A 26,983-nucleotide genomic window follows, 5' to 3' on the forward strand; every position below is an offset into this window, starting at 1 on the left:
GATTATTTGAGCGGTACGAACTTCGAGGAGCGTGTCGCTCCGATACCGGCCTGACCGTGTTCGACACTACTCCGGGTGAGCTGGAACTCACCGAGGTAGTGGCCGAGCATCTCGGGCTCGACTTTGACACGCTCGAAGTTCTGGCCGTCGTGGACGGCGAAGGTCAGCCCGACCATCTCCGGGACCACCGGCATGTCGCGCAGGTGCGTCCGGATCGGGTCGTTGGCTGTCTCCTCTTCGCCGGCCTCGCGGGCCTTCTCGAGGAGCTTGTGTTTCTCCTCGGTCAGGCCGCGTACGATACTTCGCCGCTGTCGAGCGGGGAGCAGTTCCGCGACTTCCTCGAGCTCCATCTCCTGCAGCTCGTCGAGCGTGTGGCCGCGGAAGGAGAACTCTCCTTCGTGGCCGATTTGATATTCTGAGCTCATTCGTTGCCACCTCGACCTGTTCGCTTCGAGGCGATGTCCCCGACCTTACGGCCAGGCGGGGCGTTCCGCGAGATGGACTTGGGCTTGCCGGGGTGCTGGCGGCCGCCACCACCGAACGGGTGGTCGACGGCGTTCATCGCCACACCGCGGACGTTGGGCCACTTCGTCCCTCGCGCTTTCATCTTGTGATGCTTGTTGCCAGCCTTCACGAACGGCTTGTCAGTTCGGCCGCCACCGGCGACGACGCCGATGGTAGCACGACACTGCGGGTCAAGCCGCTTCATCTCCCCGGAGGGGAGCTTGACGACCGCGACGTTGCGGTCGTGGGTGAGCAGCTGGGCGTTGACACCCGACGCGCGGGCGAACTTCCCACCGTCACCGGGGCTGGATTCGACGTTGCACACCGGGACCCCCTCTGGGATCTCGGCCAGCGGGAGCGTGTTCCCGGGTGCGATCTCGGCGCTGACGCCGACCTGTAGCTCGTCGCCTACCCCGACGCCTTCCGGCGCGAGGATAAGTCGTCGGTCGCCGTCTTCGAACTCGACGGCAGCGACCGGAGCCGAGCGGGCAGGGTCGTGCTCAATGTCGACGACCGTGCCGGCGATGACGTCGCCGTCCTCGACCTTGCGGTGCTCCAGATCAGCCTTGTAACGGTGCGACGGAGCACGGAACGTGGAGGTCCCGCGGCCGCGCCGTTGTCCTTGGATTCGTCGTCCCATCGTTAGAACACCCCAATTCTGGAGGCGACTTCCTGGGCGTCGTCGTCCTCAGAGAGGCGAACGACGGCCTTCTTTTCGCCGTCCATCGTGTTCTGCGTGTTGACCTGTTCGACTGTCACGTCGTACTGCTCCTCGACGGCGTCGGCGACTTCGCCCTTGGAGGCGCGGTCGTCGACGGCGAACTGGAGCTTGTTCTGGAAGTCCATGTCGTTCATGGCCTTCTCCGTGACGTGTGGGTGTTTGATGACATCCCAGCTCATCGCTCGGCCACCTCCGCGAGTGCGGATTCCGTGAAGACGGTGAGTCGACCGGGCGCGCCGCCGGGCGCGAGGTCTTCCGTGTTGACCTCGCTGGCGGTCGCCACGTCGGCCCCCGCGAGGTTGCGGGCGGCCGTCGACGGCTCGTCGCTGGTCACGAAGAGGATCGAGGCGGGACGACGGTACTTCCGTCCACGGGCCGAACCCTGTCCAGCCTTGATCTTCGTCTCGTCGGCGCGGTCGATGTCCGCGTGGACGTCGAGCGCCTCCAGCAGCGAGACGACTTCCTGCGTCTTGACGAGGTCCTCGAAGTCGTCGGAGACGACGACGGGCACTTCGTCACGGTCGAACTCGTGGCCGCGGTCGGCGACGAGGTCGGCGTCGGCCGTCGCGGCCAGCGCCGAGCGAACGGCCAGCTGCCGTTCCTTGTCGTTGAGGTCGAGCGAGCGGTCCTTCTCGGCTTTCGGCGGGTGGGCGCTTCGTCCCTTGACCGCCTGCGGGACGCGGCGGGCACGGCCGTCCTGCTTCGGGACGTGTGCCTGGCCGCGGCCGCTACCGAAGGACTCGGCCGGCGTTCGGAGGCCGGCGTACTCGTCGGACCCGTAGTCCTGCTTTCGGTTGGCCTGTGCGGCACGTACAGCTTTGCCGATGAGGTCGGTCCGAACCGGCGTCTCGAAGACGTCCGGCAGGTCGACCTCGCCGTCTGTGGTGCCGTCCAGGTCGTAGATTGTTGCCTGCATAGGTTATCCCTGGTTCGATTCGTTGGAGACGTAGCGCACCTCGGGGTCGAGGCGCGGCTGGTCGTTCGGACGCACCGCGGGCCGGAAGCGCACCAGGCGCTTGTCCGGACCGGGCACGGAGCCCTTCACGAGCGTGTACGGCCCATCGACTTCGCCGTAGTTGACGAAGCCGCCATCGACGGTGGGCTCGTCGCCCTCGCCAATGTCGATGAGGCGCTTGTTGAGCTCGGTGCGCTGGTGGTAGCCGGTCTGCCCCTGCTGGGGGACCGTCGAGCGCACGCGGGACGGGTTCCACGGACCGAGGTTGCCGATCCGTCGGCGCCATCCCTGGCGGGCGTGCTTGCCTTTCCGTTTCTGGACGCCCCACCGCTTGACGGGACCCTGCGTCCCTTTGCCTTTCGTGACACCGGCCACGTCGGCGTACTCGCCGGCGCGGAAGATGTCGTTCATGGCGTGTTCGCCACCGTCCTCGACAATGTCAAGGGCGTGGTCGAGGCGGTCCGAAACGGACCCACCGCCGACGCGAGTCTCCATCACGTCGGGCTTTTTCTTCGGGACGCTCGGGACGGCGTCGGGGACGGTGTGCGTAATGAGTCGCAGGTCCCCGAGGTCACCGGCCTCGTGTGCGTCGCGTATCTGTTCCTCAGCAGCGTCCGGGTCGTGGTCCTCCGGAACGTCCAGGGTCCGGTCGAGCTCCGAGTGGAACTCGTCGGTCCAGACTTCCGTCAGCGGACGCTGACCGTACGGCGTGTCTTCGTACGCTCGCAGGGCGACGGCGCGCATCGGCGGCGTCTCGATGACTGTCACCGGGACAGTCTCCTCCATCCCTTCGCGGGGGGAGTTAGGTTCGTCGTTGACAAGCACAACGTGAGTCATGCCTGCCTTGTAGCCGGCGAACCCTTGGACGCCCGGCTGCCCGTCGTCAGACGGCCAGCTGTTGAAGCGAGGCGTCTCGCTCGTCGAGCGCTTGCGCGGGCCGAAGCCCAGCGAGCCTTTGCGTGGTCTGCTTGGTTGTGGCATTCGTTTACTCCGTGAGGGTTAGACAGGTGAGGGAGGCGAACAGAGCTTCTTCCGTTCGCACAACCTCACTGCCCTGGTTCGGAACCGTATTCAGCCAGAGGTCGAACCCTTCTGGTTCGTCGCTCGTCTGGTCTCCCCCGACGGCGTCCGGGGCAACGTCGAGTATCGACGGTAACCCGCGCTCGGGTGCCCCGAAGGCGACGGTCATGCCGCCCTCGGCGTCGCGCCGCTCGGCCAACTGGCCGAGACGGGTCGACGTTACCGGCTCGCCGTATCGCGAGGACGCGATAGTGAGCCCGGCATCGTCGCGCGAGAGTGCCGCATCGAGGTCCGCGGCGACAACGTCGAATCCCGTTGTGGGGGCGTCGACGAGTTTCGCCCGGACCGGCCGTCGCGAAGAGACCCTGACGGTCACGCGCTCTCCCTGTTCCACGTCCATATCCGCTGGGACGGGAAGGGAGATCGGGTGTTGCATGCCGCAATTGACCCGGACGCGCCCATCAGCTCCGACCTCGGTCACGATTCCCTGTCTTAACGACCCCGAACCCTCAGATCCGGAGCCGGTCTGTGAACGCACGCGGAGCGGCGGCAGGACGCCGACGTACTCCAGTTCGTCCCGCTTACCCCACATTTCCTTTCGGAGGTGCGGGGGCGTCGCGGCGTACCGCAGCACGGTTTCGACGAACCCGTCTTCCCACTTGCCCGCCCCGTCAGGGTCGGGGTACACTGTCAGCCGATCAACCCGGTAGACCGCGGCCGCGCGGGCCACGTAACCGAGCTTGCGAGTTGCCTCGCGTCTGTCTTCGGCTTCCCGTGCGAGGGAAGACGGCACGAGTACGCTGGTCGTCATGCCGTGACGCTTCCACGTCGCGCCACTAGACTGTGCCGATATCTCCCCTTCCCGGGCTTAAAAAGGCCCCGTTTCGCGTTCGCGATGCGTCGCGTTCACATGGTCCGTCATGCCGGTTCGGGACCGATGGGACCGTTCACTGGATTGCCGCTTCCGAAAGGCCATGCCCCGTGAAGTCATCACACGATACGGCTCTCAGACGGGGCGGCGATTGCCCTCACTTCCCATGGTTTTCCCCGGAAAACGGAAGGCTTTTTACTCTCACCCCCGCCAGATTTGATTGCAACGAGGCGTTGCGCGCTGGTACCGAGCGGCCGACGGCCGTGAGGGTCAGTGCAGAACGAAGCGAGCGCTGGTAGTGTAGTTGGTATCACGTGACCTTGCCATGGTCACAACCTGGGTTCAAATCCCAGCCAGCGCATTTCTCTTCATCCAAACTCCTGAGCGGTGCGTTTTATCGCGCCGCGTACTGGATGCTGTAATCGCACTGGATTTGAGCCCTGCCAGTCGCAGCGCCCACAACGAGCGTAGCGAGTGAGGACACGGGTCTGTTTTTCCGTCCAGTTCCCTCAGTGAATGTCTGTCAGCAACCACCGTTTCGTGGGCCTCACCATTTGTGCGTCCGAGTTCTCACTGTGTAGAGTTATCATCTATCCGCAACAAAACCCGGCAGTTAACAGTCTGCAAGCCAGTTAGAGGGTACGATGGATTCTGCTGGGGATATCAGTGTACTCGTCGTTGATGACAGTGATTTCTTTGTCGAGATAGCGTCGGAAAAGCTCAGTGACGCACACGGCTTCACCACCAAAACGGCAAGTACAGGACAGGAAGCGCTTGCGTCGTTACGAGAGCAGCGTGTCGACTGTGTCGTCAGCGACTACAAGATGCCAGGCATGGACGGGCTGGAGCTGTGTACCGAGGTGAGTGAGGAGTTTGATATACCGTTTATTCTACTAACCGGGCAAGGCGGGGAGGACGTAGCCAGTGACGCAATCGGGACCGGTGTCGATGATTACCTTCAGAAGAAGAAAATCATAGACGGAGAACGACTCCAGTTGCTCGCCACGCGGATACGCAACGTTGTCGGGCAACACCGTGCACAACGGAAGTACGAGAAACTGGTCGACAATACACCGGACGAAATCGTGGAGGTCTCCACCGACGGGCGAATCCGTGCAGCGAACAAGTCGATGGCGCGGGCACACGATACCACGCGCCCGGAACTCATCGACTCGCAGTTGTCGGACGCACTCCCGGCCGAAATAGCGTCCGACCGCCTCGAATACGGTCAACGCGCCATTACCGCCGGGAGCGCGGTGACGTTTCAGGATTCCATTGGGGTCCGTCACTATCACAACATTGTCACGCCGCTCAGCGAGACTGGGGACACAAACACTGTCCAGTTCATCTCCAGAGAGATTACACAGCAGAAACACGACGAGCAGAAACTCAAAAAGACAAAGCGAGAGCTCGAACAGTCCAACGAGAAACTGGACAAGTTCGCGAGCGTCGTCTCGCATGACCTCCGGAATCCGTTGATGGTTACGAGGGCCAGAGTGGATTTCGTCCGAGATGATGCGCCCACGGAGCACGTCGAGACGATGGAGAGGAACCTCGACCGGATGGAAACGATGATAGACGAATTGCTGACACTCGCTCGTGTGGGCGAGAGCATCACCGACTTGTCTCGGGTCGCACTCGCTGCCGTCGCTGAGGACGCGTGGGAACACACCCAGACAGACGGCGGGACGCTCGAACTGAACCTTACAAGAGATGTCGCGGTTGAGACAGACCGTGACCGCCTGCTACAGGTTTTCGAGAATCTCTTTCGGAACGCGTTCGACCACAACGACACGCCGCTGACTATTCGAGTGGGGACACTCGACGATGCGGACGAAACTGAGCTTTCGGGCTTCTATATCGAAGATGACGGCCGCGGCATCCCCCCAGAGGACCGGACGACTGTTCTTGAACACGGGTACACGACGAGCAACGACGGGTCCGGATTCGGACTCTCTATTGTCACGGACATCGTCACCGCCCACGGCTGGGAAATCACCATCAGTGAGGGCCGCGACGGCGGGGCACGCTTCGACATTTCTCTCTGATTCTGTAATGCCCTACGTGGCGGATTCGTCCCACAGGTGCCACTCGTTGTTATGCTATCGAAATCGACAGTGTCAGTGCCTGACGAGTAGCGGCGAATTCACACAGCGTACTTCTCTGTCCCGAATTGGAAGGAACCTGTCGCATGGGGTCGCGTAGCCCCTCGTACACACCCGTCAGTCGTCGTTCCGGTTCGACGACCTATTACGTGCCGTCGCGGGAGAGCTGTCCACCAGAGGGTGTATCGTGCCAGCCGAGACCCTGTTATTTCGGTCAGCTGTTCTGAGGAGGTCGGGTGCCGTTTTGAGTATGGAGTACCATTATTTGTTGTCCCATCGTCAGTCCGGTTGTATGACAGACGAGACGGTCCACGAGTCACAGGAAACGCGGAGCCGAAGAGGAATTGCGTCGTACTTCCGACGGCTGGCGAACAGGCTCAGCCGCGGTGAGCCGGCCCCGGCAGATGAGGAACAGACTGTGACGGTCACGCCGCCGGCCGAATCCGAGTTCGAGGTTGAGGTCGAGCAGGAAGACGGCACTGTCACACTTGAAATCGATATGCAGTGGGACGAAGACGAGGGGGAGGTAGCGACTGACGTGGCTGCGAGCAAGGCGACCTTCGAGGTGTACGAGGACAATGCCGAGCAGTACCGCTGGCGGCTCGTCCACGACAACGGAAACATCATCGCCGACAGCGGGGAAGGCTACGCCTCCAAGCAGAAGGCCGAACAGGGGCTCGAAAGCGTCAAATCCAACGCACCCGGCGCGTACGTCGTCGACGAGTCCAAAGACGACGACGGTGTTGTCGAAGAGGGGGGCAGCAAAGCGACGTTCGAACTCTTCAAAGACAGCGAGGGCAAGGCGCGCTGGCGGCTCCGCCACGACAACGGGGAGATAATCGCGGACTGCGGGCAGGGCTATGCCTCCAAGCAGAAGGCGAAGCAGGGACTCCAGAGCGTGAAGACGAACGCTCGCGGGGCTCCGGTCGAGGAAGGCGAGTAAGCGCTTCGAACGGGAGTTTCTTCGGTCCAGTCCCCAGGCGAGTACCACAGCGGTTAGGTCGCGGGCACGCGTCGGAACCGGTATGACCTGCATAGGGTTTCTCTCGGTCGCACCGGTCATCGAAGGGAGCATGTCTTCCTACGTCGCCGACGCCGTCGCAGCGCTGGAAGCGTTCGACGTCGAATACGAGACGACGCCGATGGGGACCATCATCGAAGCGGAGGACAGCGAGGAGCTGTTCGCGGCCACCCACGCGGCTCACGAGGCCGTCGGCGAGCAGAGCGACCGCGTGAGCACGTTCCTGAAGATCGACGACAAGCGGACCGTCGACCAGCAGGCGCGGGACAAGGTCGACGCCGTTGAGGAGCATCTGGGTCGGGCAGCCAGAAGCGACGCGGCCGAAGGCGGAGATTAAAGGGAAGGGTGCCAAAGACGGCGTATGGACAGTCTCAATCGGATGGCCACGGAACTCGTTGACGAGGCCATCGACTTCGCCGACGAACTCACGATAGACGTACACGCGCTGGAGGGCGACGCCGCGGTGCTGGACTTCGGCGTCGAGGTCCCCGGCGCTGTCGAAGCCGGCATGCTACTCGCGGAAATCCAGACGGCCGGGCTGGCGACGGTCCAGTCCACGATGGCCACCGTCGACGGTGCGCCGCTGAACCACGTCGAACTGTCGACGGACCACCCGGCGCTGGCCCTGCTGTGCTCGCAGAAGGGCGGCTGGGAACTGACTGTCGACGACTTTCAGGCACTCGGGAGCGGTCCCGCACGCGCGCTCGTCGCTGAGGAGGAGGCCTTCCAGCGCATCGGCTACCGCGAGGACGCCGACTTCGCCGTGCTGGCCCTGGAAACCGACGAACTGCCGGACGAGGACGTTGCGAGCCAGGTCGCCGAGCGCACCGGCGTCCCCGAGACGGGCGTGTTCCTGCCGTCGTTCGCAACCGCGAGTGTCACCGGGAGCGTCGTCGCCGCGGCCCGGGCCGCCGAACTGGCCGTCTTCCGGCTGGCCGAACTCGGCTTCGACCCGGTGTCGGTGCTGTCGGCCAGCGGCCGCGCGCCGGTCGCGCCGGTCGCCGGCGACGAAGCGACCGCGATGGCCCGGACCACGGACGCGCTCGCCTACGGCAGCGAGGTCCACCTCACTGTCGACGAATCCTTCGACCGCTTCGACGAGGTCCCGTCCGTCGCAGCCGAAGAGTACGGCAAGCCACTGGAGGGCGTCTTCGAGGGCGTGGACTGGGACTTCGCGGAGCTCCCCGTCGAACTGTTCGGCCCCGCGGCGGTCACCATCGACGTGGTCGGCGGCGACACGCACGTCGTCGGTGGGACGAGCGAGGGCGTCTTGGCCGAGAGCTTCGGCCTGTAATCGGGTATGCGTTACAAGGTCGCGCCACCGGCCCGCTCGCACTCGTTTCTGGAGAGCGCCAGAGACGCGATTCCGCTCGTCCCCGACAGCGAGGCCGACTGCTGTCGCGCGATTCAGACGGCGACTGACGTGTCCGACCGCGAAACGGCCCAAAAATATCTGGTTTTCCTACAGGCGCTGGGACTGGTCGCCGAGAGCGACCGGGGCTACTACCGGACGCGGACCGACCACGACCAGGCGGCCCTCGCAACAGCGTTCGAGAAATCAGTCTTCGGCGTCGACGTGCTCGTTGAGGCTCTCAATTCGGAGCCGGTAGATACTGATGATGCGTTCGATGCCCTTCGGGCTGAGATTCCCCGCTGGGAGCGAGAGCGTCACGCTGACTGGGAAGCCGTCTGGCAGGAGCGCACGGCGAATCTGCTGGAGTGGGCCGTACTGTTCGGACTCGCCGAGAAAACGACTGACGGCTACAGACAGCCGACTGAAGACGGGAAAGACCAGTGAGACAGCGGACCGCTACTCCGCCGGGTCGATGTCGGTGACGGTCCCGACGCCCTTCGAACTCCCCTCGCGGAAGACGAACTTCTGGCCTTCCTCGACGAGGTAGGAACGGAACTTGAACCGAACCCGGGCCTTGCCCGCGTCGCCCGGGAGCAACTGCCCGCCCTCTGGATAGAAGGCCGCGGCCTCGCTGACCGTTTCGAGGTGGACGACGGGTTCGTAGCCGTCGCCGATGCGGGTCGGATGGTTCAGCACCATCACCTCGGCCTCGAATTCCCGGACGGGCGAGGGGTCGGCGTCGGCCGGGAGCAGGACCATCCCGCGCTCGATGTCCTGCTCGCGGACGCCTTTCAGTGCGATACCAACGATGCGACCGGCCTTTGCCTCGTCGACCCGGTGGTAGTGCATCTCGATGGACCGGACCTCGACCTCGCGGAAGCTCCCGTCCTGCATCGGGCCGAGTAGCAGTTCGTCGCCAGCTTCGACCTCGCCGGATTTGATGGTGCCCGAGGCGACCGCGCCGACTCCCTGGACGTTGTACGTCCGGTCGACGTACATGCGGAAGTCGCCCACTTCCCCGGCGGTCTTGGGTAACGCCTCGAACATCTCGTCGAGGTCGTCCAGCCCCTCCTTCGTGACGGCGCTTGTGGTGACGACGGGGACGACGGTCTCGGAGATTTCGTCGATGGCCGTGTCGACGCCGTGGCGCTTGACCCGAAGTGGCGTCTTGTCGACCTCCCGCAGTGCCTGTTCGACGTCCCGTTCGACTTCTGCGACCCGTTCCTCGTCCACCAGATCGGTCTTGGTGATGGCGACAATCGTCGGGAGGTCCGTCGCCAGCAGGATCCCGAGGTGTTCCCGCGTCGTCTCGGTCACCCCGTCGTCGGCCGCGACGGTCAGGAGGCCGTAGTCGAGTTTCTGCCCGACGAGGCCGCGGATCGTCGTCCGGAGCCACGGCTCGTGGCCCACAGTGTCGACGAAGGAAACGAGCCGGTCTGATGCTTCGACGACCCGCGCTCGATCGTCCTTCCGGTGCGGATTGTCCATGCGGATCGGCTCACCGTCCTCATCGAAGCCGTAGACGCCGTAGGAGAGGTCCGCCGAGAGACCTCGGTCGACTTCGTGTGGTTGCACGTCGAGGAAGCCGCGTGTCCCGCCTTCCCCGTCGTCTGCGTCACCAGTGACCAGCGACCCCACGAGCGTGGATTTGCCGTGGTCGACGTGGCCGGCGGTTCCGACGACGATGTGGTCGTCGTCCGCGAGGACCGATCCCTCCGAGACGGTCGCGACACCGACGATGCCATCGGAGGCTGTCGGCCCGTTCTCCGAGACGCCGTCGACGCCCCACGTTTTCACCTCTTCAATGTGTGCACCGGCTTCCTCTGCCAGCAGGCTGAGTACGTCCATCGACTCGGAGAACTCCGCCGGTGAGATGCCGGCCAGACCGCCGTCGTCGGTGACGCCGACGACGTACGTCGCCTCCCCATCCCCGGAGAGAACGCGGTGGCGGAGTTGCGCTGCGAGGGATTCGAGTCGCCCCTCTGACAGGTGGAGATCTTCGGTGAGCCGTTCTTTGAACTCGACGCTGCCGCCCTCCCGTTCACCGCGGTCAAGCGCGCGCCGGAGGACAGCCCGGTCGGGGCTCATACCCACCCGTTACTGTGGGGTAGATATAAGCCTTCCCCGGATTTACGGCTCCAGAGAACTCCTGAGAGCGGTGGCTGAGTGTATCTCTCACAGTATCAGTCGGACGGATATTTATACGCGAAGGCGCTGCCAGACCGGGTCGTGGACTGAGTCGCCACACGGAGTTTGCGGTTGTGTGACGCCGCTCCGTGTGCTGGGTTGCGCCGATGGCGTCACCTGTTTGCCCATCTGGTTAGCGACTGGTCTAAAAGTGAATCACACGACTGTCACTCCCGGTACGGCGCGACCGCTTCGAGAAAGCCGTCGCCGTAGGTCCCGTCGGTAACCCGGTCGGCGCGTTCGAGCGCTGTCTCGTCGGAATTGGCGACGGCCACGGCCTCTCCAGCCAGGTCGAACATCTGGGCGTCGTTCACTGAGTCGCCGACGGCGAGGAACGTCTCCGGAGCGAGGTCCAGTTCAGCACACACCGCTTCGAGGCCCGTCCCCTTGTCGACGACCGGGTCTGTAACGTGGTACGCGAAGCCGGTGTCGAGGACGACGAGCCCGCGTGCCGCGGCCAGGTTCTCCAGCGGTTCGAGCGGCTGGTCGAGCGACACGACGAGTTCCGTCTCGCGCCATCGGTTTGCCAAGTCGACCTGTCCGAATCCCAGGTCATGGCCCAGGTCGCGATAGGCCTCGCCGACCGCGAGCGCCGCCTCGTGGTCGCCTTCGAGCCTGAGCTCGTCGGTAGCTTCGACGAACACCACGCCGCCGTTCTCGGCGACGACCGTCCGTTCGATGCCGAGAAACTCACAGAGCGCAATTGGAAACGGCATCGCTTTTCCGGTCGCGATGACGACGCGTGCGGGCCACTCGCGAAGGACCGGCATGACGCGGGGGTCAATCGCTCGGCTTTCGTCAGTCAACGTTCCGTCGATGTCGACGATGAGCGGCGGCGTGTCGTTGTCCATACGTCCGGGTTCGGAGCGCTGCATATGGGAATTGCGGTCAGTCGTCAGTCAGCGTTTCGTAGGCCGCTTGCACCTGCTTGAATTCCCTTTCGCTCCCGCTGTCAGTGTCGGGGTGGACCTCCTTGACTTTCTCCCGGTAAGCCCGCTTGATCGTCCCCTGATCGGCGTCCGGCTCGATGCCGAGCCGCTGGTAGGCCTCCGCCGGACTCGGTCCCGACGACTGAACCCGCTGTCGGCGCTGCCGGCCGCCCGCTGCCTGGCGACGCTGTCGCTGCCGTCCCTGGCGACGACGCTGGCCACCCTGCGACGCTCGCGAGCGGCGCGCTCGGCGGCCGTCTCGCGGTGGTTCCCACTCCTCCCGTGGGCCGGCACCGAACCCACCGCGACGGGCGTTCCCCGTGTTCTGTGCCGCCTGTCGCTCGACCCGTTCGTAGAGGCTCGCGGCCATCTTCCCACTGAGGTGGTAGTACATGAAATACGTCGACACGCCGAACATGAGCGCCAGGAAGAGTACCGCGGGATTGATCACGAGGCCCACCGCTGTCAGGACGACTGTCAGGCCTCCAAACACCACTGCGATTCCCTTGGTGAGCCCGTCGTACTGCACGCACACTCCTTCGGTCCACAGACCTGTAAGCGTCCCGCCTCTCGCCTTCCATTCGGTCCGGCCTCGGACTGAATACCGGGCACGTTCCCGGATGGCACAGGGACGAACTGAGCTACCACCACACCATATCGACACCGCATGGACTGACAGGCCTGTTTTGCCAAAACCGCAGTACTGCGGTGCGTCTGACACAGCCTTACTCCCTCCCTACGCACTGTTAGCGAGCGTATATCACCACCCGCAAACCCCCGTCAGTTTCTACTGGATATCTCACTCACGTCTGGTGGTTCACAGGGACGGGGTTTCACTTTCACTTCGGTCTGGACAGTATTAAGGAGAATCGACGGCATCTATTCCGTTGTACGCGACTATCGTTTCACGCGTCACCAGCACAGTTCGTCGAGCACCGTAGCCGCGACTCCGGAGATTGCTACGGCCGCCGCCGAATCGCAGACAAGAAGGATTAAACGCTATCGATGAATACGTATTCGCCGCCAGAAATGACAGGATCACGGGTAGCTACGACGAGGGGTATCGACCGACAGACGGCCGCTGTCGGGAGGAGGAGCGGGCGATGAGTAACAGCGACCTTTCCGCCGACGAGATCACGCTCCCGATCAAACGTACCGACGGTGACACTATCGAAGAGCGACTCACAGGCAACGCCTACCACAACATCCTCCCGGCTCGCTACCTCCGGAAGGACGCCAACGGCGACCTCATCGAGGAACCCGAAGACCTCTTCGACCGTGTCGCAAAGAACATCGCGCTCGCCGAGGCCGTGTTCGAGGCCAACAAGCAGGACGTCGACGTACACGTCTCGCCGGACCAGCTGAAGCCCGACCACCCGCGCCGCGACGAACTCGCCGACGAAGTGTTCGGCAAGGGAACGTCCGTCGACGACGACGTCGAGACCGAGCTCTCTGTCTACAACGTCAACAAATTCGCCTACGAGACGGTCGTCCCGGAACTGCCCGAGGGTGTCCGCGACCACGTCGAATCGACCGCCGACGCATTCCAGGAGCAGATGGAGCAGCTCTCCTTCATGCCGAACTCGCCGACGCTGATGAACGCCGGCGACGAACTCCAGCAGCTCTCCGCCTGTTTCGTCGACTCACCGGCTGACGACATCGACGACATCCACCAGACCGCCAAGGAGGCCGCACAGGTCTTCCAGTCCGGCGGTGGCATGGGCTATGCGTTCTGGAAGCTCCGCCCGTACGGCGACCCCGTCGGCTCGACCGGCGGCATCGCCTCCGGTCCCATCACGTTCATGCGGACCTACGACCAGATGTGCGAGACCATCGCCCAAGGTGGCGCCCGCCGCGGTGCCCAGATGGGCGTCATGCGCGTCTCCCACCCGGACGTCATCCAGTTCATCCACGCCAAGAACAAGGACGTCTCGCTCGCCGAGACGCTGCGCCTGAACGACCCGGACGACTTCACGCACAACTCCTTCGCCGAGGCGCTGGAGGAGGCTCGCGAACTCATCGACGACGACGGAAAGGTGCCAAAGCACCTCCGCAACGCCGTCGAGGGCCACCTCTCGAACTTCAACATCTCCGTCGGCGTCACCGACGACTTCATGGAGGCGCTGAAGGCCGGTGAGGAGTTCACCTTCACCAACCCGCGGACGGGCGAGGCCCACATCGCCACCGAGGAGACGAAGGAACTGTACGACATGTTCGGTCTCGGCGAACACGTCGAGGTCGGTGAGGAACTCTCGATTCCGGCCGAGGAACTCTGGGACGACATCGTCGAGGGCGCTCACGAGAACGGCGAGCCCGGCGTCATCTACCTCGAACGGGTGAACAAGCAGCACTCCTTCGACGTGGAGGAGCACCCCGACCACGAGATTCTCGCCACGAACCCGTGTGGCGAACAGCCCCTCGAAGAGTACGAGGCCTGTAACCTCGGGCACATCAACCTCTCGACGCTGGCCGCCACGGACGCGCCGGACTGGCGCGTCTGGTCGGAGGCCCACGCCGACGAGTACGACTCGACGGAAGCCGCCATCGACGCGTTCCTCGAGGACGCCATCGACTGGGACGAGTTCGACCGCCGCATCGAACTGGGCACCCGCTTCCTCGAAAACGTCGTCACGATGTCGGACTTCCCGGTCGAGAAAATCGAGCAGAAGGTCCGGGAGATGCGCAAGATCGGCCTCGGTATCATGGGCCTCGCCCAGCTGTACATCCAGCTCGGCGTCGCCTACGGGACCGAGGAGGCCAACGAAATCGCCCGCCAAACGATGCGCCACATCAACCACGGGTCCAAGGCTGCGAGCCACGAGCTTGCGACCGAGCGCGGCACCTTCGAGGAGTGGGACAACTCCAAGTACGCGAACCCGACGGACTACCCCGACTGGTTCGAGAAGCAGACCGGCGAGGACGCGGCGGACTGGGAAGACGGCTACCCGATCCGTAACCACAACACCACGACCATCGCCCCGACCGGGACGACTTCGATGATCGGCAACACCACCGGCGGGTGCGAGCCCATCTACAACGTCGCCTACTACAAGAACGTCTCCGACGACGTGCAGGGCGACGAGATGCTCGTGGAGTTCGACGACTACTTCCTCCGCGCGCTGGAGGACAACGACATCGACGTCGAGGCCGTCAAACAGGAGGCCCAGGAGCAGATGGCCAACAACGAGTTCGACGGCGTCGACGGGCTGACGACCGTGCCCGACGCTATCGGCGAGCTGTTCGTCACTACTGGCGACCTCTCGGCGAAGCAGCACGCGGGCATCCAAGTTGCCTGTCAGGAAGGCGTCGACTCCGCTATCTCGAAGACGGTCAACGCCCCGAACGACTCCACGACCGAGGACGCCGCCGAAGTCTTCGAGTACATCTACGACCACGGCGGCAAGGGCGTCACCTACTACCGCGACGGCACCCGCAGCAAACAGGTGCTGACCACGCGTGCCCAGAACACCGAGTTCTCGGACATGGACGCCGACGAGATCGTCGCCCAGATCGAGGAGGTCTTCGGCGGTATCGAGGGCTTCCTCGAAGACGAAGCCGTGCAGGCGGCTATCGACGACTCCATCGAACAGGTACTTGGTGTCGCCGACGGGGACGCCGAGTACGCCGAGAAGCAGACTCGGCCGGACGTGCTCCACGGCGTGACCCAGCGCATCGACACCGGCTACGGGAAGCTCTACGTCAACATCAACGAGGACCCCGAAACCGACCGGCCGTTCGAGCTGTTCGCCAACATCGGCAACTCCGGCGGCTTCACTGCCTCCTTCACCGAGGCGTTGGCCAAGACCATCTCGACGGCGCTGCGCTCGGGCGTCGACCCCGAAGAGATCGCCGACGAACTGCAGGGCATCCGGTCGCCGAAGGTCGCCTGGGACAAGGGCGAGCAGATCCAGTCCATCCCGGACGCCATCGGCACGGCCCTGCGTCGCTACCTCGACGGCGACGTCGACAAGGCCTACCCCGACCAGACCACGCTGGAGGAGACTGCCGAGAAGGCCGACGGCGAGACCGCCACGCAGACCCAGACTGACGGCGGTGCGGCCGCCGCCGCATCTGACGCAGGTGGCGACCAGCAGGACATCATCGACGCCGGCGAGAGCCCGGAGTGTCCTGACTGTGGCTCGCTGTCGCTGTACTACTCGGAAGGCTGCAAGACCTGCGAGTCCTGTGGCTGGTCCGAGTGCTGAGTCGGTGACACACGGAGTCGGCTTTCACCGCGATTGACGCCGTTTCTTTTCTAGTAACAGCGTGTCATAGAACTATTCGCAAACCCCGTGTCGGTTATTGATAAATGGTCAATACAGATTACATACTGATTAAATCATCAAAAACTATTGGTTAATATTATCCGCTCTTTCTCAATGGTTCCGGCAAGAGTGTCCACCCGGTATGGGGCCTATATGAGTTGGATCACAAAGTATTCACTCGATAACACTAACCAAACTGTAATGGATTCCTCACGATCGGTCTTTCTGGCAGTACTTGTCCTATGTCTGGTTGGCGCGGGTTGTGTGTCTCCGAATAGTTCTGAGATCAGCACATCAACCGAGTCTTTACGTGAGGATACAACAACCGATGAGCAAACTCCTCAACTAGTGGTAAATAACAGTGCAAAAAAACGAGCACTATCCGCTGAGGAGGATTATATTTTTAATCAGCTACAAAATGCTTCTTGTGCAAGTGGTGCACCTGGAGGGCAAACTGGAACGAAATATGCTGAAATAATAAATGAGACAAATCGTGGAAAGTATGTTGAGGTAAACGTCCCGTATCACTACTCAACGAAAGAATTAGAAGCGGATTACGAATCAAAGGCCCTCTATCTAATTGATGGTGCGAATATAATGAGAGTTAATGGAGATGAGATTACCCCTTGCTGAATAAACATCAGTTATTCTTATCACTCTATGAAATATTTAGTGTCGGTATCCGGTGCGTCCGCTACCGGAATTCCGTGACGTCGTACACACCGGTAATCGTCGTTTCCTCGACAGCCGCCGTGATTTCCGCGCCCTCCTCGGCCGCCGAGTCCGCGACGAGCGTCACCGGCTCGATAGGCTGGCGGCGGAGAAAGGCCGCGATCCGTTCGAGCCACGATGGCTTCCCGCCCTTGCGACAGACGATGACGTAGCGTGAGTCCGCGAGCGACGCCATCTTGGGCTCGAAGTCGTAATCCTCGTGCTCGGCCGGCTCCACGACGTGAATGACCTCGCCCGCAATCGTCTCGTCCATACCTCAGGTAGCGACTACAGCGGTATGTGCCGCTCGCTTTGCACTACGAATACTGCTTCGACACCCAGCCCGAGGGACCGCTGGGATAGGAGTCCGTTTCTTCTTCGGGCTGCACCTCGCCGCGCTGGTCGACCATTCGGACGACGACGGTGTGGCCGCCCGAGGGCAGGTCGTAGGTGTACTCCCACTGTCGCCACGCGTCCTCTGCGGGGCCGTTGCCGTCGGCCGCCGGCAGTTGGTCCGAGAGCGTCGCGTCAGCCCACGTCTCGCCGCCGTCGGTGGAGACTTCGACGCGCTGGACGCCGTGCAGGCCGGCGTAGGCGTGGCCACCGATGCGGCGGCGGCCGTCCGAAAGCGTCGACTCGTGGTGGAGTTTGGCAACCGGATTGACGGGGCCGGTCCCCTGCCAACCGCGTTTCTCCCAGTAGCCGTCGGCCTCCTCGTCGAGAATTTCGATCTCTGAGAGCCACTTGACGTTGACCTCGCCCCAGTGGCCGGGGACCAGTGCTCGGACGGGGTAGCCGTGGCCCCGCGGGAGGACCTTTCCGTTCATGCCGTAGGCGAGCATCCCGCCCCGGAGCGCGTCGATGGGGAACTCCTCGTAGTAGTCGTCCTCAGCCCGGAGCATGACGCATTCACAGCCGCTCTGAACGCCGGCTTCTTTGAGGAGGCTGTCGACGGGAACGCCGGTCCACAGCGCGGTGTCCGTCTTGTAGCCGTTGAGGCGCTCGCCCACGCAACGGAGCGTAACGAACCGGTTTTCGGCATCCATCTCCAGCAGGTCCGCGTAGGTGAGCGTGACCTCCTCTTCGACAGCACCGGTGATAGAGAGCGACCAGTCCGCGGCCGAGAGCTCCGGGTCGATGGAGTTGATGTCGACCTCGTAGAAGTTTTCGCTGACCAGCGGGTCGATATCGCCGAGACCAAGGGAATAGTCTGCCGCGACGGCGAGCTTTTCGTCGACATCGTCGAGGTCCGCTCCCGGCGCATTCAGCACGGGCGCATCGTCACCCGTCGCGACGACCGACCGCTGGTTGCCAGTTGCGTAGCCGACCGTCGCCGCGCCGATGGCCGCGCCAACGGTCGAGAGGGCCCGCCGGCGTTTCGAGGAGATGGGCGTCATCGGACCGCCGAGTCCGTCCAGCGCCTGCGCGAGGCCGACCACGGCAGCGGCGGGAACCGCCGGACCGGCCGCGAGGACGACCTCGCCGGTGAGAACGACACTCACGGCCCAAGTTACGACGGCCGTTCCGACGACCGGGAGGGCGCGATTGTTCGCCAACTGGCCGGTGAGGATGGCCGCTCTGGCCGCCAGCGCGATGAACAGCCCCGCGAGGCCAATCGCGAGCAGGAGATTGAGTTGCTGACCGAGGCTACCGAGCGTCGAGATGGCAGTCGAGACGACGACGCCGGGCATCGACCGCGCGAGCGTCCGTTCGATTGGCGAGGCGATGAATGTGGGTGCGTAGCCGGTCACAGCGTAGGAGCCCGCCAGGCCTGCGACGGCGGCGGCAACGCTAACCAGCAGCCGACCGCCGGGCGAGTCAAGGAGGTCGTCAGTCATGACTCAATCGAGGGTCTACCTCGCAAAAGGGATTGTTCCAATTTCGTCCGGATTCCGTTCCGAAACTCCGGAAGACACAAGCGAGCGGAGCTGTTCTACGAAATCATGGACGAGCAGCCCGGGGGTCGGCCCTGCCCACTCTGTGAACGGGCAATGTACCACCGACACTGCAAGTACGTCTGTCCGGAGCACGGCGTCGTATATGACTGCGCTGACACGTTCTACTGACGATACGCTCGCGGGTTTAATATCTTGGAACAACGAAAGAAGTGATATGAGTGGCCACGGGGGAGAGATTTCAGTGCTGCACGTCGACGACGACCCCGACCTTGGCGATCTCGTTGCGGTCCATCTGGAGCAAACTCACAATGATATCTCCGTCTGTACCGTGCGAAGCGCGGCAGATGGGTTACAGCGGTTGTCCGAGCGTACGTTCGACTGTGTCGTCAGCGATCACGACATGCCGGGCATGGACGGACTCGAATTCCTGAAGGTCGTCCGCGAGGAGTACGAGGAGCTACCCTTTATTCTCTTTACTGGCAAAGGAAACGAGGAAATCGCGAGTGATGCCATCTCCGCTGGCGTCACCGAATACCTCCAGAAAGGAGTCGGGACGGACCAGTACACCGTCCTTGCCAACCGTATCGAGCGGGCTGTCGGGGAACGGCGGGCCAAGGTCGCGCTCGAAGAGTCCGAGCGGATGCTGTCGACGCTCATCTCGAACCTGCCGGGGATGGTGTATCGCGCACGGAACGTGCCCGATTGGCCGATGGAGTTCGTCAGCGACGGTGCGACGGAGTTAGTCGGCTACAGTTCGGAGGCGCTTGAGAGCGGCGACGTCTCCTGGGGGACGCTGATCAAAGAATCCGAGACGGAGCGTCTCTGGGAGACGGTCCAGACTTGTATCGCCGCCGACGAACCGTTCGAAGTCTCCTACCAGATCGAGACGGCCGACGGTGAGACCCGCTGGATGTGGGAGCGCGGGCGCGTCGTCGGCACTGACGACGACGGGGTCGAAATCCTCGAAGGGTTCATCACTGACGTAACCGCGCGCGAGGAGCGCGAGCGCGAACTCGCGAATCAGCGGGCATTTACCGAGAAGCTCATCGACTCCGTCGACGATATGTTCTACGTTGTCGGTCCCGATGGCAGTCTGGTCCGATGGAACGACACCGTCTCGTCGGTGACCGGCTACACAAACGAGAAGCTAGCGTCGATGGGCATTGGGGAACTCATCGTGGATTCCGACCACGAGAAATTATGGCGAGTGTTCGAGGAGACGCTGGAGACCGGATACGGAACCGTTGAAGCAGGTGTCGAGACGGCTGACGGCAGGGCGCTCCAGTACGAATTCAAGGGCTCGCTCATCGAAGACGAGCGCGGCGACCTGTTCGGGATTGCCGGTATCGGCCGGGATATTACGGAACGGAAACGCCGGGAACGGGAGCTCAGGGAGTACCGGACGCTGGTCGAAAACGTCGGGGACCCGATGTACGTCCTCGATACTGACGGGACAGTAGAGATGGTAAACGAGGCGATGGCCGCCCATCTGGGGTACGACCGCTCGGAAATCGTCGGCTCGGAACCAGTCCGTTTCATGCCCGAGACGGATGTCGAAAGAGCGACAGCACTCATCTGTAACCTGCTCGACGACGACGAGCGGACGTGGGGGGCCTACGAGATGCGGACGATATCCGCTGACGGGACAGTCCGGATCAACGAGGACAGGATCGCACCGCTGTTCGACGAGGACGGGAACTTCGACGGCTCGGTCGGCGTGATGCGCGAGACGACGGAGCGCAAGCAACGCGAACGGGAACTCGAACGCTACGAGACGATCATCGAGGCCGTCGGCGACCCGGTGTACACCCTCGACGACGAGGGTGTGTTCACCTACGTGAACGAGGCGATAGAGCAACTGACGGGGTTCGAACCGGACGAGCTGATCGGCGAGCACATCTCGACGATCATGACCGGCGAGGACATCAACCGCGGAAGCGAGCTCATCCGGACCATCCTGTCTGACCCGACCCGACAGAACGTGACCTTCGAAACGGATATCGTCGACCAGACCGGGAATCACACGCCTATCGAGATCCATATCGCGTTGCTTCCAGCCGCGGACGGGGAGTTCAACGGCACAGCGGGCGTCATCCGCGATATCAGCGACCGGAAAGACAGGGAGCGACAGCTTGCGGAGTTCGCGTCTGTCGTCAGCCACGACCTGCGAAACCCGCTGAACGTGGTCAAAGGGCGAATATCGGTCGCTCGGACGTCGGGCGACGTCTCGCACCTCGAAGCGGCAGAGTCCGCGGCCGACCGGATGGACGAACTCATAAACGACCTGTTGACGCTCGCCAGACAGGGCGATACGGTCGGCGAGACGACGATGGTCGACCTCGCTGCCCTCGCGAGCCAGGCCTGGATCGATGTCGAAACCGGCGAAGCCACGCTCGAAAAACACGGGACAGCGGCGGTCGAAGCCGACGCGGCACGGCTTCGCACGGTGTTCGAGAACCTGTTCCGGAACAGCGTAGAACACGGCTCCACGAGCAGTCGGACGGAGTCCGACGACAGTGTGGAACACGGACGTTGTGCAGACGGCGCAGCCCCGGTCACTGTCTCCGTCGGAACAACGGACGACGGATTTTACGTCGCCGACGACGGCGTGGGAATCCCACCGGAAGAGCGAGATGACGTGTTCGAGCGCGGCTACACCACGAGCGACACCGGGACCGGGTTCGGGCTGGCAATCGTCGTTGAGGTCGCACAGGCCCACGGCTGGTCTGTGTCGGTGACCGAAAGCGAGGACGGCGGCGCGCGGTTCGAGTTCACGACGAGTTCGGAGCGCTGACATGGCGGTAAGCCGGGCCGGCGAGTACCAGCACAGCCAGTGCCGCGGTGAACAACAGGACGTGCGGGAGCGCGTCGACACTGAGCCCCGTGAGCGTCAGCGACCGCAGCGACGCGCCCGCGGTGACCTCGACCGCGACCCACGGAATCTCGCCGAGGAACGTCCCGACCGCAAAGGAGCGCGGCGAGACGCGGGCGAACCCGGCTCCATAAGAGACGGGGTCCGCAGGCACCGGTGAGAGCCGTGCCGCGAGCACCCCCCGCGTCTCGCCGGTCACCTCGATAATCCGGCGGCCTGAGTCCCCCAGCCAGCCGAACATCCCGCCCTGTTCGCCGGCCCGGAGCGCGAACCGGTAGGGGATGAGGCAGGTGACGAGTGCGCCCATCAGTGCGACCGGGAAGCCGTATTTGACGCCGAGGACGAACCCGACGAACGCGGACAGCGGCATCGTCGGCCACGCGAAGAACGGGCGAACTAGGTACAGCCCGACGATGACGCCCGCGAGGTAGACAGGGTGGTCGGCGAGATGCGTCGTCTGGGCTACCACCCGCTCGGGGGTGAGCAGCGTTGTCGCGACGGCGACGACTACCACCAGCCCGGCGGTCCCGACCAGTTGTCGCTTCGCGAGGCGGTCCATCTACCCAATTGAGCGGTAGCAATCGACAAACGCTTTGTGGTATCTTTTAGGTTGTTCGGGGTTGAATCGGCGATTGTGTCCGAGAGGCGTGATCCGGTCGAACTCGGCGTCGAACTGCTCGCCCATCTGGAACACGGGGAGCTGTCCGTCGCCGACGCGCTCGACCGTATCGAGACAGTGACGACCAACCCACAGGTCCAGCGCGAGATACTCGATACTGCAGTGATGCGTGGCCTCATCGAGCGCGAGAACGGCGTCGTCCGCCCGCGGTCACAGGGGTCGTACGTGAACTTCGACAGCGACGTGGTCGTCCGCGAGGGGGAGTTCTCGTGTCAGCGCTGTGGCGCAGCTATCAGTACGGGCCACTTCGTCCAGTTCGACGGCGGCGAACTGGGACCGTTCGGGTCGACGTGTATTCGGAAAGTGTTAGGGCGGGAGTAGCGAGGGGCGCGAGCGAAGCGAGCGGCCCTCGGAATTACGAGCGGCGAACGAAGTGAGCCGCGAGTAGCGAAGTCGTGGACGGAGTGAGCGCCCCTCGTTGTGAAGGACAGGCAGTCAAAAACAGACCGTTCAGCGGCCCTGGCGGAGTTCCTTGATGAGCTGTTTGATGGTGCGCTCCTGCTTCTGGAGCTGTTCGTTCTGGGCCTCGACAGCGGCGGTCAGTTCGGCGACCTGTGCTTCGAGTTCAGCGATATCGGGGTCTGCCGAGGTGTCCGGCTCGACCGAGTCGGTGTCTACGCTGGTTACGTCACTGGATTGGGTATCCGTCGTGGCTTCGGCGGTGGTTCCCTGCTCGGTGGTCGCTGCAGTCGTGGCCTGTGTCCCGGCGCTCGCAGATTCAGCTTCGGAGCCGTCACCGCCCTCCTCGTCGTTGCTCACGAGCGGGTCGATACCGGATTCGAGGCCGAGACCGTTGCCGGATTCGTCAGCATTCTTCTCGGGGTCGGCCCCGACCTTGGCGTTGAGGTCGGCAAGCGAATCAACTTCGTGGTACGCGAAGAGAGCCTCTTCGAGTGTTTTCCGGACCATCGGTGCCTGCTCGGACGGGGCCTTGATGCGCTCTGGCCGCTCGTTGAACGAGAGCACGACAGCCGTGGCGACGCTGCCCTCCTCGAACTCCAGACCGGTCACGTCGTCGAAGGAGAACGCCTCGTAGTCGGCGTCCCAGGTGACGTTGCCGATGTGCTTGAGTAGCTGGCGGTCGGTGACGACCAGCGTCAGTTCGCTGAACCGGAACACGCCGGCGAGACTCTCGTCTGGGGCGATACCGCCCGAGACAGTGAGCTTCCCTTCGAGCAGCCGTTCGAGGACGGCATCGCCGCGGCTGCCGGGAACGGATAGTTCGAGCTTCTCACTGGTGTAGATGAGCGAGAACTTGGTCTTGCGGCGGCCTTCCGAAACCGTGAGCCGTTCGAAGTCGTGCGGATAGCTGGCGACCTTCTCGTCGCTGAGAAGGCCCTCACCGCGGTAGACGAGCGTCCGGGTCGGTGTGAAACAGGCCGCGTCTTCGTCGCCGAGGTTGACACCGCCCCGGATCTCCTCGTCCCCGAGTTCCTGCTGGACGAGGTCTGGTATCTCCATACTGCCTGCATACCTGCGTGGTGGCTTAAATCCGCGGGTCGATTATCAGCGCCGATCAGGCGGACAAAGCGTGGGACTGTGCCACAGTCCCGGCAGAGATGAGAACCTTCAAGACGGCTAACGGCCAACGGCTGAATGCACCCGCGCCCGGGTGGCTTAGCTGGACATAGCGCCGCACTCATAGGGTCTTTCGACTCATGCGGCAGTGCACCCGTCATGACCCCGGGGCGCTCGTCACGCCCCAGACCTGGGCCATGCGGAGATCGAGGGTTCGGAGCCCTCCCCGGGCATTTTCCAGATCACATCGGCCAGCAGCCAGCAGCATCGCTGACCCGTGTCGAACAAACGGTACGCGACTAGCCCGAGCAGGGCTGTTCCGAGCGAGCAGACGGTATCCTCGCCGAGTCGCTCCCGAACGCTGTCGTGCTTGTCACGACTGTTTGGAGACTTAGATGGTAATTTCGTGGGAAAAGAACCGCCAGCGGTCAGCCAGACGAGAGGCCGCCGCCGGGGAACTCCTGAAACACGGCCTCGAAGTCGTCGATCTCTGCGGCCGTGGAATCGGCTGTCTCGCGGAGTTCTTCGAGTCGCTCGCTGACAGTCCGGTACTCGTCGCTGGCTTCCAGTTGCGCGGTGTTCTTCTGCGTTTCAAGCGTCGCCTTCTTCGAGGCCACGGCGAAGTACTCCTGCACCTGATCGTCGTACGTGGTCCGGACGAGCATCTCCGAGACGGTGTCGAGGAGGTCCTCGCGGCTGACCGGCTTAGTCAGGTACTCGTCGAAGGGCATCTCGACGATGTCGAAGTCCGGGTCGACGGCCGTTACCATCACTACCGCCGGGTCGACACCCCGTTCTGCGATGGTATCGAGGACTTCGTCACCGCTCATATCGGGCATCTGCCGGTCCAGAAAGACAACGTCGACGGACGCGTCGACTAACTGGAGCGCTTCCGTACCGCTGTGTGCGGTCCGAACGTCGTGTGCGGTCAGCAGCCACGTCGAATACAGATCCGCGATATCTTGTTCATCGTCGACGACGAGAACCGTTGCCTCCTCCGTCTCAACACGCTTTTGCACTTGTTGTCCCTCCTGTCGACTCACGTACTGCTCTCACGGTGACTTTCCCGAACAGCAAGATAAAGGTACCCAGCATATTATCGATTCTGAGAACACTGGAGTTGGTCTGTTGACTTTTTCATGGAGGGGTGCTGTCACGAGGCAGTGACTCATGCCAGAGATGTTAACATAGCGGCGACCGTACGCTGTGTGTATGGTGACCGTCTCCGGACCGTGGACGAGCGGGGAGATGGAACAGTTTCTCAGCGCCGAAACGGTTCCACTCCGTCTCGGGTGCCGAACTCCAGCAGACAGGCCCTGGATGCTCTCGCTCTGGTACCGATTCGTTGACGGTGTCTTCGAGTGTGCGACCGGGGCAGACGCAGCGGTTGTCGACTACCTCGACTATGACGACGACGTGTCATTCGAAGTCTCGACGAACGAGCCGCCGTACCGCGGCGTCAGAGGTAATGGTACAGCGACGATGACAACAGACGAGGGCAAGACGGTGCTCACCGACCTGCTACACCGCTACCTCGGCGGGACCGACTCACCACTGGCCGAACGACTGCTCGCACCCGACCGCCGCGAGATCCAGATCACGATCACGCCCGACCGTCTCCACACCTGGGACTATAGCAACCGGATGTAACTGCCTGAACCAATGGGACACACAGACTCAGCCATGGAAACTGACCCGACAGACATCAAATCAATCGCGATAAGCGCCACCGACCTCGTCGCAGCTATTGAAGCGACTGCAGACGAATCAGAGACCGTGTTGCGCGTCACACCACCGTTCAGCGGCCGGATGCGGGCGCGTCTCCACGTCGTTCAGGCCGACGACGACGATGACACGGTTCACATCGAGCCCGACTCACTGCTGACTACGGATGCACCGTCGTATCCGACGCCCGATGACACCGCCGACGAACTCCGGGCCGCGGACGATGAGACGTACTCGGTGGAGCGCCATCGGACCTACCACGAGCAGCGACTCGCCGAGTGGCGGGAGTCGCTTCCGGACCACGTCGTCGATAGCACGACACTAAGCGACACAGCGCACGACGTAACTGTGTCACTACTCGGACCGTAATCGGTCGTACACGTCCACCGGAGGCGTCACCGGGACTGGGAGTGTTACAGTAGGTTATACCACAGTTACACCGCCGATAAAACGTCTAAGCGTCTTTCAGCCGGTAATAAAATGAACGGCTAGGGGCCGCTGTGCGTGAAACGAAGCGAAACGGGCGGAAACCTCTAGAGGTTATAAGCTATCTCCAGTAGAAGCCGTGGGTAGGTCCCCCATATGTCAAGTTCGTCCGCATACGAATTACTCGCCCAGTTTGATGAGTCCGTCCCGGAGTTCGACGAGTCGCTCGTCTCCGCCGTTCGAGGTATCGCGTTCTGGACGGCGATTGCACTCCCGTTTTTATATCTCCCGCTACTGATTACCGGCCTGAACTCCGGGGCGACGCGGATCGCGTTCGTCGCGCTCGTCGTCTTCAACGCCGTGGCGCTGCGTATCGGCCACGCACACGGAGGAGACGACTGACACGGAACCCTGCGGTGCCGGTCACCACCATGGATATTGCGGCCCTCCACTCCGCATTGCCGCTGTGACCATACTTTCATCCACCTAGTAGTCGTTCGTATGCATATGTCACGGACAGCAGTTATCGCAGGTGTCGGTCCGGGCCTCGGGGAGTCACTGGCCAAAACGTTCGTCGACGAAGGCTGTCAGGTCGGCCTGTTCGCCCGGTCGGCGTCGTATCTGGAGTCACTGTCGGCAGACCTCGGTGACAACGCGCTCGCAGTACAGACTGATATTACCATCCCGGACCAGGTCGCAGCAGGCTTCGAGCAGGTCCGGGACGAGTTCGGCCCCGTCGACGTGCTCGTGAACCACGCCAGCAGCGGTGCGTGGAAGGGGACACAGGAGATCACACACGACGAGTTCCAGCGCGCGCTCGCCGTCGGTCCGGCGGGCGGGCTGGCCTGTTCCCAGGAGGCTGTCGACGACATGCTGACGGGTGACGGAGGGACGATAATCTTCACCGGTGCGACATCCGCCGTCCGGGGCCGCGACGGCGCAGTTGGGTTCAGCGCCGCCAAGTTCGCCGTCCGCGGGCTGGCCGAATCGATGGCCCGGGAACTCGGTCCCGAAGGCATCCACGTCGCCCACGTCGTCATCGATGGCCAGATTCTCCCGACGAACGCCGCCGACGCAGCTGACCGCGACACTCAGTCGTATCTTGACCCGGACGAAATCGCACAGTCGTACTGGCACCTCGTCGAACAGGACCGCTCGGCGTGGACGCTGGAACTCGACCTCCGCCCCCACGTCGAGGCGTTCTGAGCGTCTCACCTCCGTT

At 63.0% G+C, this 26,983-nt stretch carries 28 protein-coding genes and 2 tRNA genes; 16 read left to right on the forward strand and 14 right to left on the reverse strand.

What is annotated here, in order from left to right; genetic code table 11:
• Positions 1-2: 2 nt before the first annotated feature.
• The 6 genes from SG26_RS03315 to SG26_RS03340 are packed head-to-tail and all read right to left on the reverse strand — an operon-like array spanning position 3 to position 4,011.
• Positions 3-425, reverse strand: coding sequence for a 30S ribosomal protein S19 (locus SG26_RS03315; RefSeq protein WP_004516967.1), 423 nt, complete (start codon positions 423-425; stop codon positions 3-5).
• Complete coding sequence (locus tag SG26_RS03320) at positions 422-1,144, reverse strand: 50S ribosomal protein L2 (protein WP_004957415.1); 723 nt, start codon at positions 1,142-1,144, stop codon at positions 422-424. The genes SG26_RS03315 and SG26_RS03320 overlap by 4 nt, the downstream gene beginning before the upstream one ends.
• Before the next feature lie 2 nt (positions 1,145-1,146).
• Positions 1,147-1,404, reverse strand: coding sequence for a 50S ribosomal protein L23 (locus SG26_RS03325; RefSeq protein WP_004591553.1), 258 nt, complete (start codon positions 1,402-1,404; stop codon positions 1,147-1,149).
• Entirely contained in the window at positions 1,401-2,141 is a 741-nt protein-coding gene (gene rpl4p, locus SG26_RS03330; protein ID WP_050036842.1) for a 50S ribosomal protein L4, read from the reverse strand. The genes SG26_RS03325 and rpl4p overlap by 4 nt, the downstream gene beginning before the upstream one ends.
• 3 nt (positions 2,142-2,144) lie before the next feature.
• Positions 2,145-3,161: a 50S ribosomal protein L3 gene (gene rpl3p, locus SG26_RS03335; protein ID WP_004957423.1), complete on the reverse strand. Its 1,017-nt coding sequence runs from the start codon at positions 3,159-3,161 to the stop codon at positions 2,145-2,147.
• A 4-nt stretch (positions 3,162-3,165) separates the two neighbouring features.
• Positions 3,166-4,011 (reverse strand): putative RNA uridine N3 methyltransferase, encoded by an 846-nt coding sequence (locus SG26_RS03340; protein WP_004957426.1) that lies wholly within the window; start codon positions 4,009-4,011, stop codon positions 3,166-3,168.
• A 349-nt stretch (positions 4,012-4,360) separates the two neighbouring features.
• Here SG26_RS03340 and SG26_RS03345 point away from each other — a divergent pair.
• The 6 genes from SG26_RS03345 to SG26_RS03370 all read left to right on the forward strand — a co-directional run bounded on the left by SG26_RS03345 (position 4,361) and on the right by SG26_RS03370 (position 8,995).
• Positions 4,361-4,432, forward strand: a tRNA-Gly gene (locus SG26_RS03345).
• Between the two features lie 283 nt (positions 4,433-4,715).
• Complete coding sequence (locus SG26_RS03350; RefSeq protein WP_050036843.1) at positions 4,716-6,119, forward strand: hybrid sensor histidine kinase/response regulator; 1,404 nt, start codon at positions 4,716-4,718, stop codon at positions 6,117-6,119.
• Between the two features lie 349 nt (positions 6,120-6,468).
• Positions 6,469-7,119 carry an HVO_2922 family protein gene (locus SG26_RS03355; RefSeq protein WP_050007733.1) on the forward strand — a complete coding sequence of 217 codons (651 nt, stop codon included), beginning with the start codon at positions 6,469-6,471 and terminating at the stop codon, positions 7,117-7,119.
• A gap of 82 nt (positions 7,120-7,201) precedes the next feature.
• Positions 7,202-7,534 (forward strand): MTH1187 family thiamine-binding protein, encoded by a 333-nt coding sequence (locus tag SG26_RS03360; protein ID WP_014040878.1) that lies wholly within the window; start codon positions 7,202-7,204, stop codon positions 7,532-7,534.
• 24 nt (positions 7,535-7,558) lie between these two features.
• Complete coding sequence (mch, locus tag SG26_RS03365; protein WP_050036844.1) at positions 7,559-8,491, forward strand: methenyltetrahydromethanopterin cyclohydrolase; 933 nt, start codon at positions 7,559-7,561, stop codon at positions 8,489-8,491.
• Positions 8,492-8,497: 6 nt separating this feature from the next.
• Positions 8,498-8,995 carry a hypothetical protein gene (locus tag SG26_RS03370; RefSeq protein WP_014040880.1) on the forward strand — a complete coding sequence of 166 codons (498 nt, stop codon included), beginning with the start codon at positions 8,498-8,500 and terminating at the stop codon, positions 8,993-8,995.
• A gap of 12 nt (positions 8,996-9,007) precedes the next feature.
• Here SG26_RS03370 and SG26_RS03375 read toward each other — a convergent pair whose 3' ends face one another.
• From SG26_RS03375 to SG26_RS03385, 3 genes are all read right to left on the reverse strand, one after another.
• Complete coding sequence (locus SG26_RS03375; protein ID WP_050036845.1) at positions 9,008-10,639, reverse strand: GTPBP1 family GTP-binding protein; 1,632 nt, start codon at positions 10,637-10,639, stop codon at positions 9,008-9,010.
• A gap of 266 nt (positions 10,640-10,905) precedes the next feature.
• The gene (locus tag SG26_RS03380; protein ID WP_050036846.1) at positions 10,906-11,589 is read right to left on the reverse strand and encodes a phosphoglycolate phosphatase; all 684 of its coding nucleotides are present in this window, start codon (positions 11,587-11,589) and stop codon (positions 10,906-10,908) included.
• A gap of 37 nt (positions 11,590-11,626) precedes the next feature.
• Positions 11,627-12,196: a J domain-containing protein gene (locus SG26_RS03385; RefSeq protein ID WP_014040883.1), complete on the reverse strand. Its 570-nt coding sequence runs from the start codon at positions 12,194-12,196 to the stop codon at positions 11,627-11,629.
• Between the two features lie 574 nt (positions 12,197-12,770).
• On the opposite strand from SG26_RS03385, the gene SG26_RS03390 reads away from it, so the two are divergent.
• Positions 12,771-15,872, forward strand: coding sequence for an adenosylcobalamin-dependent ribonucleoside-diphosphate reductase (locus tag SG26_RS03390; protein WP_050036847.1), 3,102 nt, complete (start codon positions 12,771-12,773; stop codon positions 15,870-15,872).
• Positions 15,873-16,133: 261 nt separating this feature from the next.
• Positions 16,134-16,565, forward strand: coding sequence for a hypothetical protein (locus SG26_RS21080; RefSeq protein ID WP_154020788.1), 432 nt, complete (start codon positions 16,134-16,136; stop codon positions 16,563-16,565).
• A gap of 61 nt (positions 16,566-16,626) precedes the next feature.
• On the opposite strand, the gene SG26_RS03395 is transcribed toward SG26_RS21080, so the two are convergent.
• Together SG26_RS03395 and SG26_RS03400 are read right to left on the reverse strand one after the other, a co-directional pair.
• Positions 16,627-16,917: a hypothetical protein gene (locus SG26_RS03395; protein ID WP_014040885.1), complete on the reverse strand. Its 291-nt coding sequence runs from the start codon at positions 16,915-16,917 to the stop codon at positions 16,627-16,629.
• Positions 16,918-16,960: 43 nt separating this feature from the next.
• The gene (locus SG26_RS03400; protein WP_050036848.1) at positions 16,961-18,481 is read right to left on the reverse strand and encodes a sulfite oxidase; all 1,521 of its coding nucleotides are present in this window, start codon (positions 18,479-18,481) and stop codon (positions 16,961-16,963) included.
• Positions 18,482-18,586: 105 nt separating this feature from the next.
• Between SG26_RS03400 and SG26_RS22115 the strand changes: the two genes are divergently transcribed.
• On the forward strand, positions 18,587-18,709 hold the full coding sequence (locus SG26_RS22115) for an HVO_2523 family zinc finger protein (protein WP_004591539.1): 123 nt from the start codon (positions 18,587-18,589) through the stop codon (positions 18,707-18,709).
• 46 nt (positions 18,710-18,755) lie between these two features.
• The gene (locus SG26_RS03405; protein WP_014040887.1) at positions 18,756-21,335 is read left to right on the forward strand and encodes a PAS domain S-box protein; all 2,580 of its coding nucleotides are present in this window, start codon (positions 18,756-18,758) and stop codon (positions 21,333-21,335) included.
• Here SG26_RS03405 and SG26_RS03410 read toward each other — a convergent pair.
• The gene (locus SG26_RS03410) at positions 21,313-21,972 is read right to left on the reverse strand and encodes a TVP38/TMEM64 family protein (RefSeq protein WP_050036849.1); all 660 of its coding nucleotides are present in this window, start codon (positions 21,970-21,972) and stop codon (positions 21,313-21,315) included. The two genes, SG26_RS03405 and SG26_RS03410, sit on opposite strands and share 23 nt — an antisense overlap.
• Positions 21,973-22,023: 51 nt before the next feature.
• Here SG26_RS03410 and SG26_RS03415 point away from each other — a divergent pair, with 51 nt between their 5' ends.
• Complete coding sequence (locus tag SG26_RS03415) at positions 22,024-22,413, forward strand: DUF5830 family protein (RefSeq protein ID WP_008312872.1); 390 nt, start codon at positions 22,024-22,026, stop codon at positions 22,411-22,413.
• A gap of 129 nt (positions 22,414-22,542) precedes the next feature.
• Here SG26_RS03415 and SG26_RS03420 read toward each other — a convergent pair whose 3' ends face one another.
• On the reverse strand, positions 22,543-23,553 hold the full coding sequence (locus SG26_RS03420) for a hypothetical protein (protein ID WP_014040890.1): 1,011 nt from the start codon (positions 23,551-23,553) through the stop codon (positions 22,543-22,545).
• A 145-nt stretch (positions 23,554-23,698) separates the two neighbouring features.
• Here SG26_RS03420 and SG26_RS03425 point away from each other — a divergent pair.
• Positions 23,699-23,843, forward strand: a tRNA-Met gene (locus SG26_RS03425).
• 195 nt (positions 23,844-24,038) lie between these two features.
• On the opposite strand, the gene SG26_RS03430 is transcribed toward SG26_RS03425, so the two are convergent.
• A complete protein-coding gene (locus SG26_RS03430; RefSeq protein WP_014040891.1) occupies positions 24,039-24,629 on the reverse strand; it encodes a HalX domain-containing protein in 591 nt (196 codons plus the stop codon).
• Between the two features lie 193 nt (positions 24,630-24,822).
• On the opposite strand from SG26_RS03430, the gene SG26_RS03435 reads away from it, so the two are divergent.
• The 4 genes from SG26_RS03435 (at position 24,823) to SG26_RS03450 (ending at position 26,967) form a co-directional block, all read left to right on the forward strand.
• Entirely contained in the window at positions 24,823-25,260 is a 438-nt protein-coding gene (locus SG26_RS03435) for a pyridoxamine 5'-phosphate oxidase (protein ID WP_050036850.1), read from the forward strand.
• Between the two features lie 33 nt (positions 25,261-25,293).
• Entirely contained in the window at positions 25,294-25,704 is a 411-nt protein-coding gene (locus tag SG26_RS03440; RefSeq protein WP_014040893.1) for a hypothetical protein, read from the forward strand.
• Between the two features lie 213 nt (positions 25,705-25,917).
• On the forward strand, positions 25,918-26,163 hold the full coding sequence (locus SG26_RS03445) for a hypothetical protein (protein ID WP_014040894.1): 246 nt from the start codon (positions 25,918-25,920) through the stop codon (positions 26,161-26,163).
• A gap of 105 nt (positions 26,164-26,268) precedes the next feature.
• A complete protein-coding gene (locus SG26_RS03450) occupies positions 26,269-26,967 on the forward strand; it encodes an SDR family NAD(P)-dependent oxidoreductase (RefSeq protein ID WP_050036851.1) in 699 nt (232 codons plus the stop codon).
• Positions 26,968-26,983: the final 16 nt, after the last annotated feature.

The organism is Haloarcula sp. CBA1115, from assembly GCF_000827835.1.
GTDB classification, from domain to species: Archaea; Halobacteriota; Halobacteria; order Halobacteriales; family Haloarculaceae; genus Haloarcula; species Haloarcula hispanica.

What these genes read in the sequence shown, in the direction of transcription:
- SG26_RS03380 (WP_050036846.1), bottom strand. Translation starts at nt 11,589, where the DNA reads ATGGACAACGACACGCCGCCGCTCATCGTCGACATCGACGGAACGTTG.
- SG26_RS03435 (WP_050036850.1), top strand. Translation starts at nt 24,823, where the DNA reads ATGGTGACCGTCTCCGGACCGTGGACGAGCGGGGAGATGGAACAGTTT.
- SG26_RS03325 (WP_004591553.1), bottom strand. Translation starts at nt 1,404, where the DNA reads ATGAGCTGGGATGTCATCAAACACCCACACGTCACGGAGAAGGCCATG.
- rpl4p (WP_050036842.1), bottom strand. Translation starts at nt 2,141, where the DNA reads ATGCAGGCAACAATCTACGACCTGGACGGCACCACAGACGGCGAGGTC.
- SG26_RS03370 (WP_014040880.1), top strand. Translation starts at nt 8,498, where the DNA reads ATGCGTTACAAGGTCGCGCCACCGGCCCGCTCGCACTCGTTTCTGGAG.
- SG26_RS22115 (WP_004591539.1), top strand. Translation starts at nt 18,587, where the DNA reads ATGGACGAGCAGCCCGGGGGTCGGCCCTGCCCACTCTGTGAACGGGCA.
- SG26_RS03395 (WP_014040885.1), bottom strand. Translation starts at nt 16,917, where the DNA reads ATGGACGAGACGATTGCGGGCGAGGTCATTCACGTCGTGGAGCCGGCC.
- SG26_RS03320 (WP_004957415.1), bottom strand. Translation starts at nt 1,144, where the DNA reads ATGGGACGACGAATCCAAGGACAACGGCGCGGCCGCGGGACCTCCACG.
- SG26_RS03405 (WP_014040887.1), top strand. Translation starts at nt 18,756, where the DNA reads ATGAGTGGCCACGGGGGAGAGATTTCAGTGCTGCACGTCGACGACGAC.
- SG26_RS03360 (WP_014040878.1), top strand. Translation starts at nt 7,202, where the DNA reads ATGACCTGCATAGGGTTTCTCTCGGTCGCACCGGTCATCGAAGGGAGC.
- SG26_RS03340 (WP_004957426.1), bottom strand. Translation starts at nt 4,011, where the DNA reads ATGACGACCAGCGTACTCGTGCCGTCTTCCCTCGCACGGGAAGCCGAA.
- mch (WP_050036844.1), top strand. Translation starts at nt 7,559, where the DNA reads ATGGACAGTCTCAATCGGATGGCCACGGAACTCGTTGACGAGGCCATC.
- SG26_RS03375 (WP_050036845.1), bottom strand. Translation starts at nt 10,639, where the DNA reads ATGAGCCCCGACCGGGCTGTCCTCCGGCGCGCGCTTGACCGCGGTGAA.
- SG26_RS03315 (WP_004516967.1), bottom strand. Translation starts at nt 425, where the DNA reads ATGAGCTCAGAATATCAAATCGGCCACGAAGGAGAGTTCTCCTTCCGC.
- SG26_RS03420 (WP_014040890.1), bottom strand. Translation starts at nt 23,553, where the DNA reads ATGGAGATACCAGACCTCGTCCAGCAGGAACTCGGGGACGAGGAGATC.
- SG26_RS03440 (WP_014040893.1), top strand. Translation starts at nt 25,294, where the DNA reads ATGGAAACTGACCCGACAGACATCAAATCAATCGCGATAAGCGCCACC.
- SG26_RS03350 (WP_050036843.1), top strand. Translation starts at nt 4,716, where the DNA reads ATGGATTCTGCTGGGGATATCAGTGTACTCGTCGTTGATGACAGTGAT.
- SG26_RS03390 (WP_050036847.1), top strand. Translation starts at nt 12,771, where the DNA reads ATGAGTAACAGCGACCTTTCCGCCGACGAGATCACGCTCCCGATCAAA.
- rpl3p (WP_004957423.1), bottom strand. Translation starts at nt 3,161, where the DNA reads ATGCCACAACCAAGCAGACCACGCAAAGGCTCGCTGGGCTTCGGCCCG.
- SG26_RS03400 (WP_050036848.1), bottom strand. Translation starts at nt 18,481, where the DNA reads ATGACTGACGACCTCCTTGACTCGCCCGGCGGTCGGCTGCTGGTTAGC.
- SG26_RS03355 (WP_050007733.1), top strand. Translation starts at nt 6,469, where the DNA reads ATGACAGACGAGACGGTCCACGAGTCACAGGAAACGCGGAGCCGAAGA.
- SG26_RS03445 (WP_014040894.1), top strand. Translation starts at nt 25,918, where the DNA reads ATGTCAAGTTCGTCCGCATACGAATTACTCGCCCAGTTTGATGAGTCC.
- SG26_RS21080 (WP_154020788.1), top strand. Translation starts at nt 16,134, where the DNA reads ATGGATTCCTCACGATCGGTCTTTCTGGCAGTACTTGTCCTATGTCTG.
- SG26_RS03450 (WP_050036851.1), top strand. Translation starts at nt 26,269, where the DNA reads ATGTCACGGACAGCAGTTATCGCAGGTGTCGGTCCGGGCCTCGGGGAG.
- SG26_RS03410 (WP_050036849.1), bottom strand. Translation starts at nt 21,972, where the DNA reads ATGGACCGCCTCGCGAAGCGACAACTGGTCGGGACCGCCGGGCTGGTG.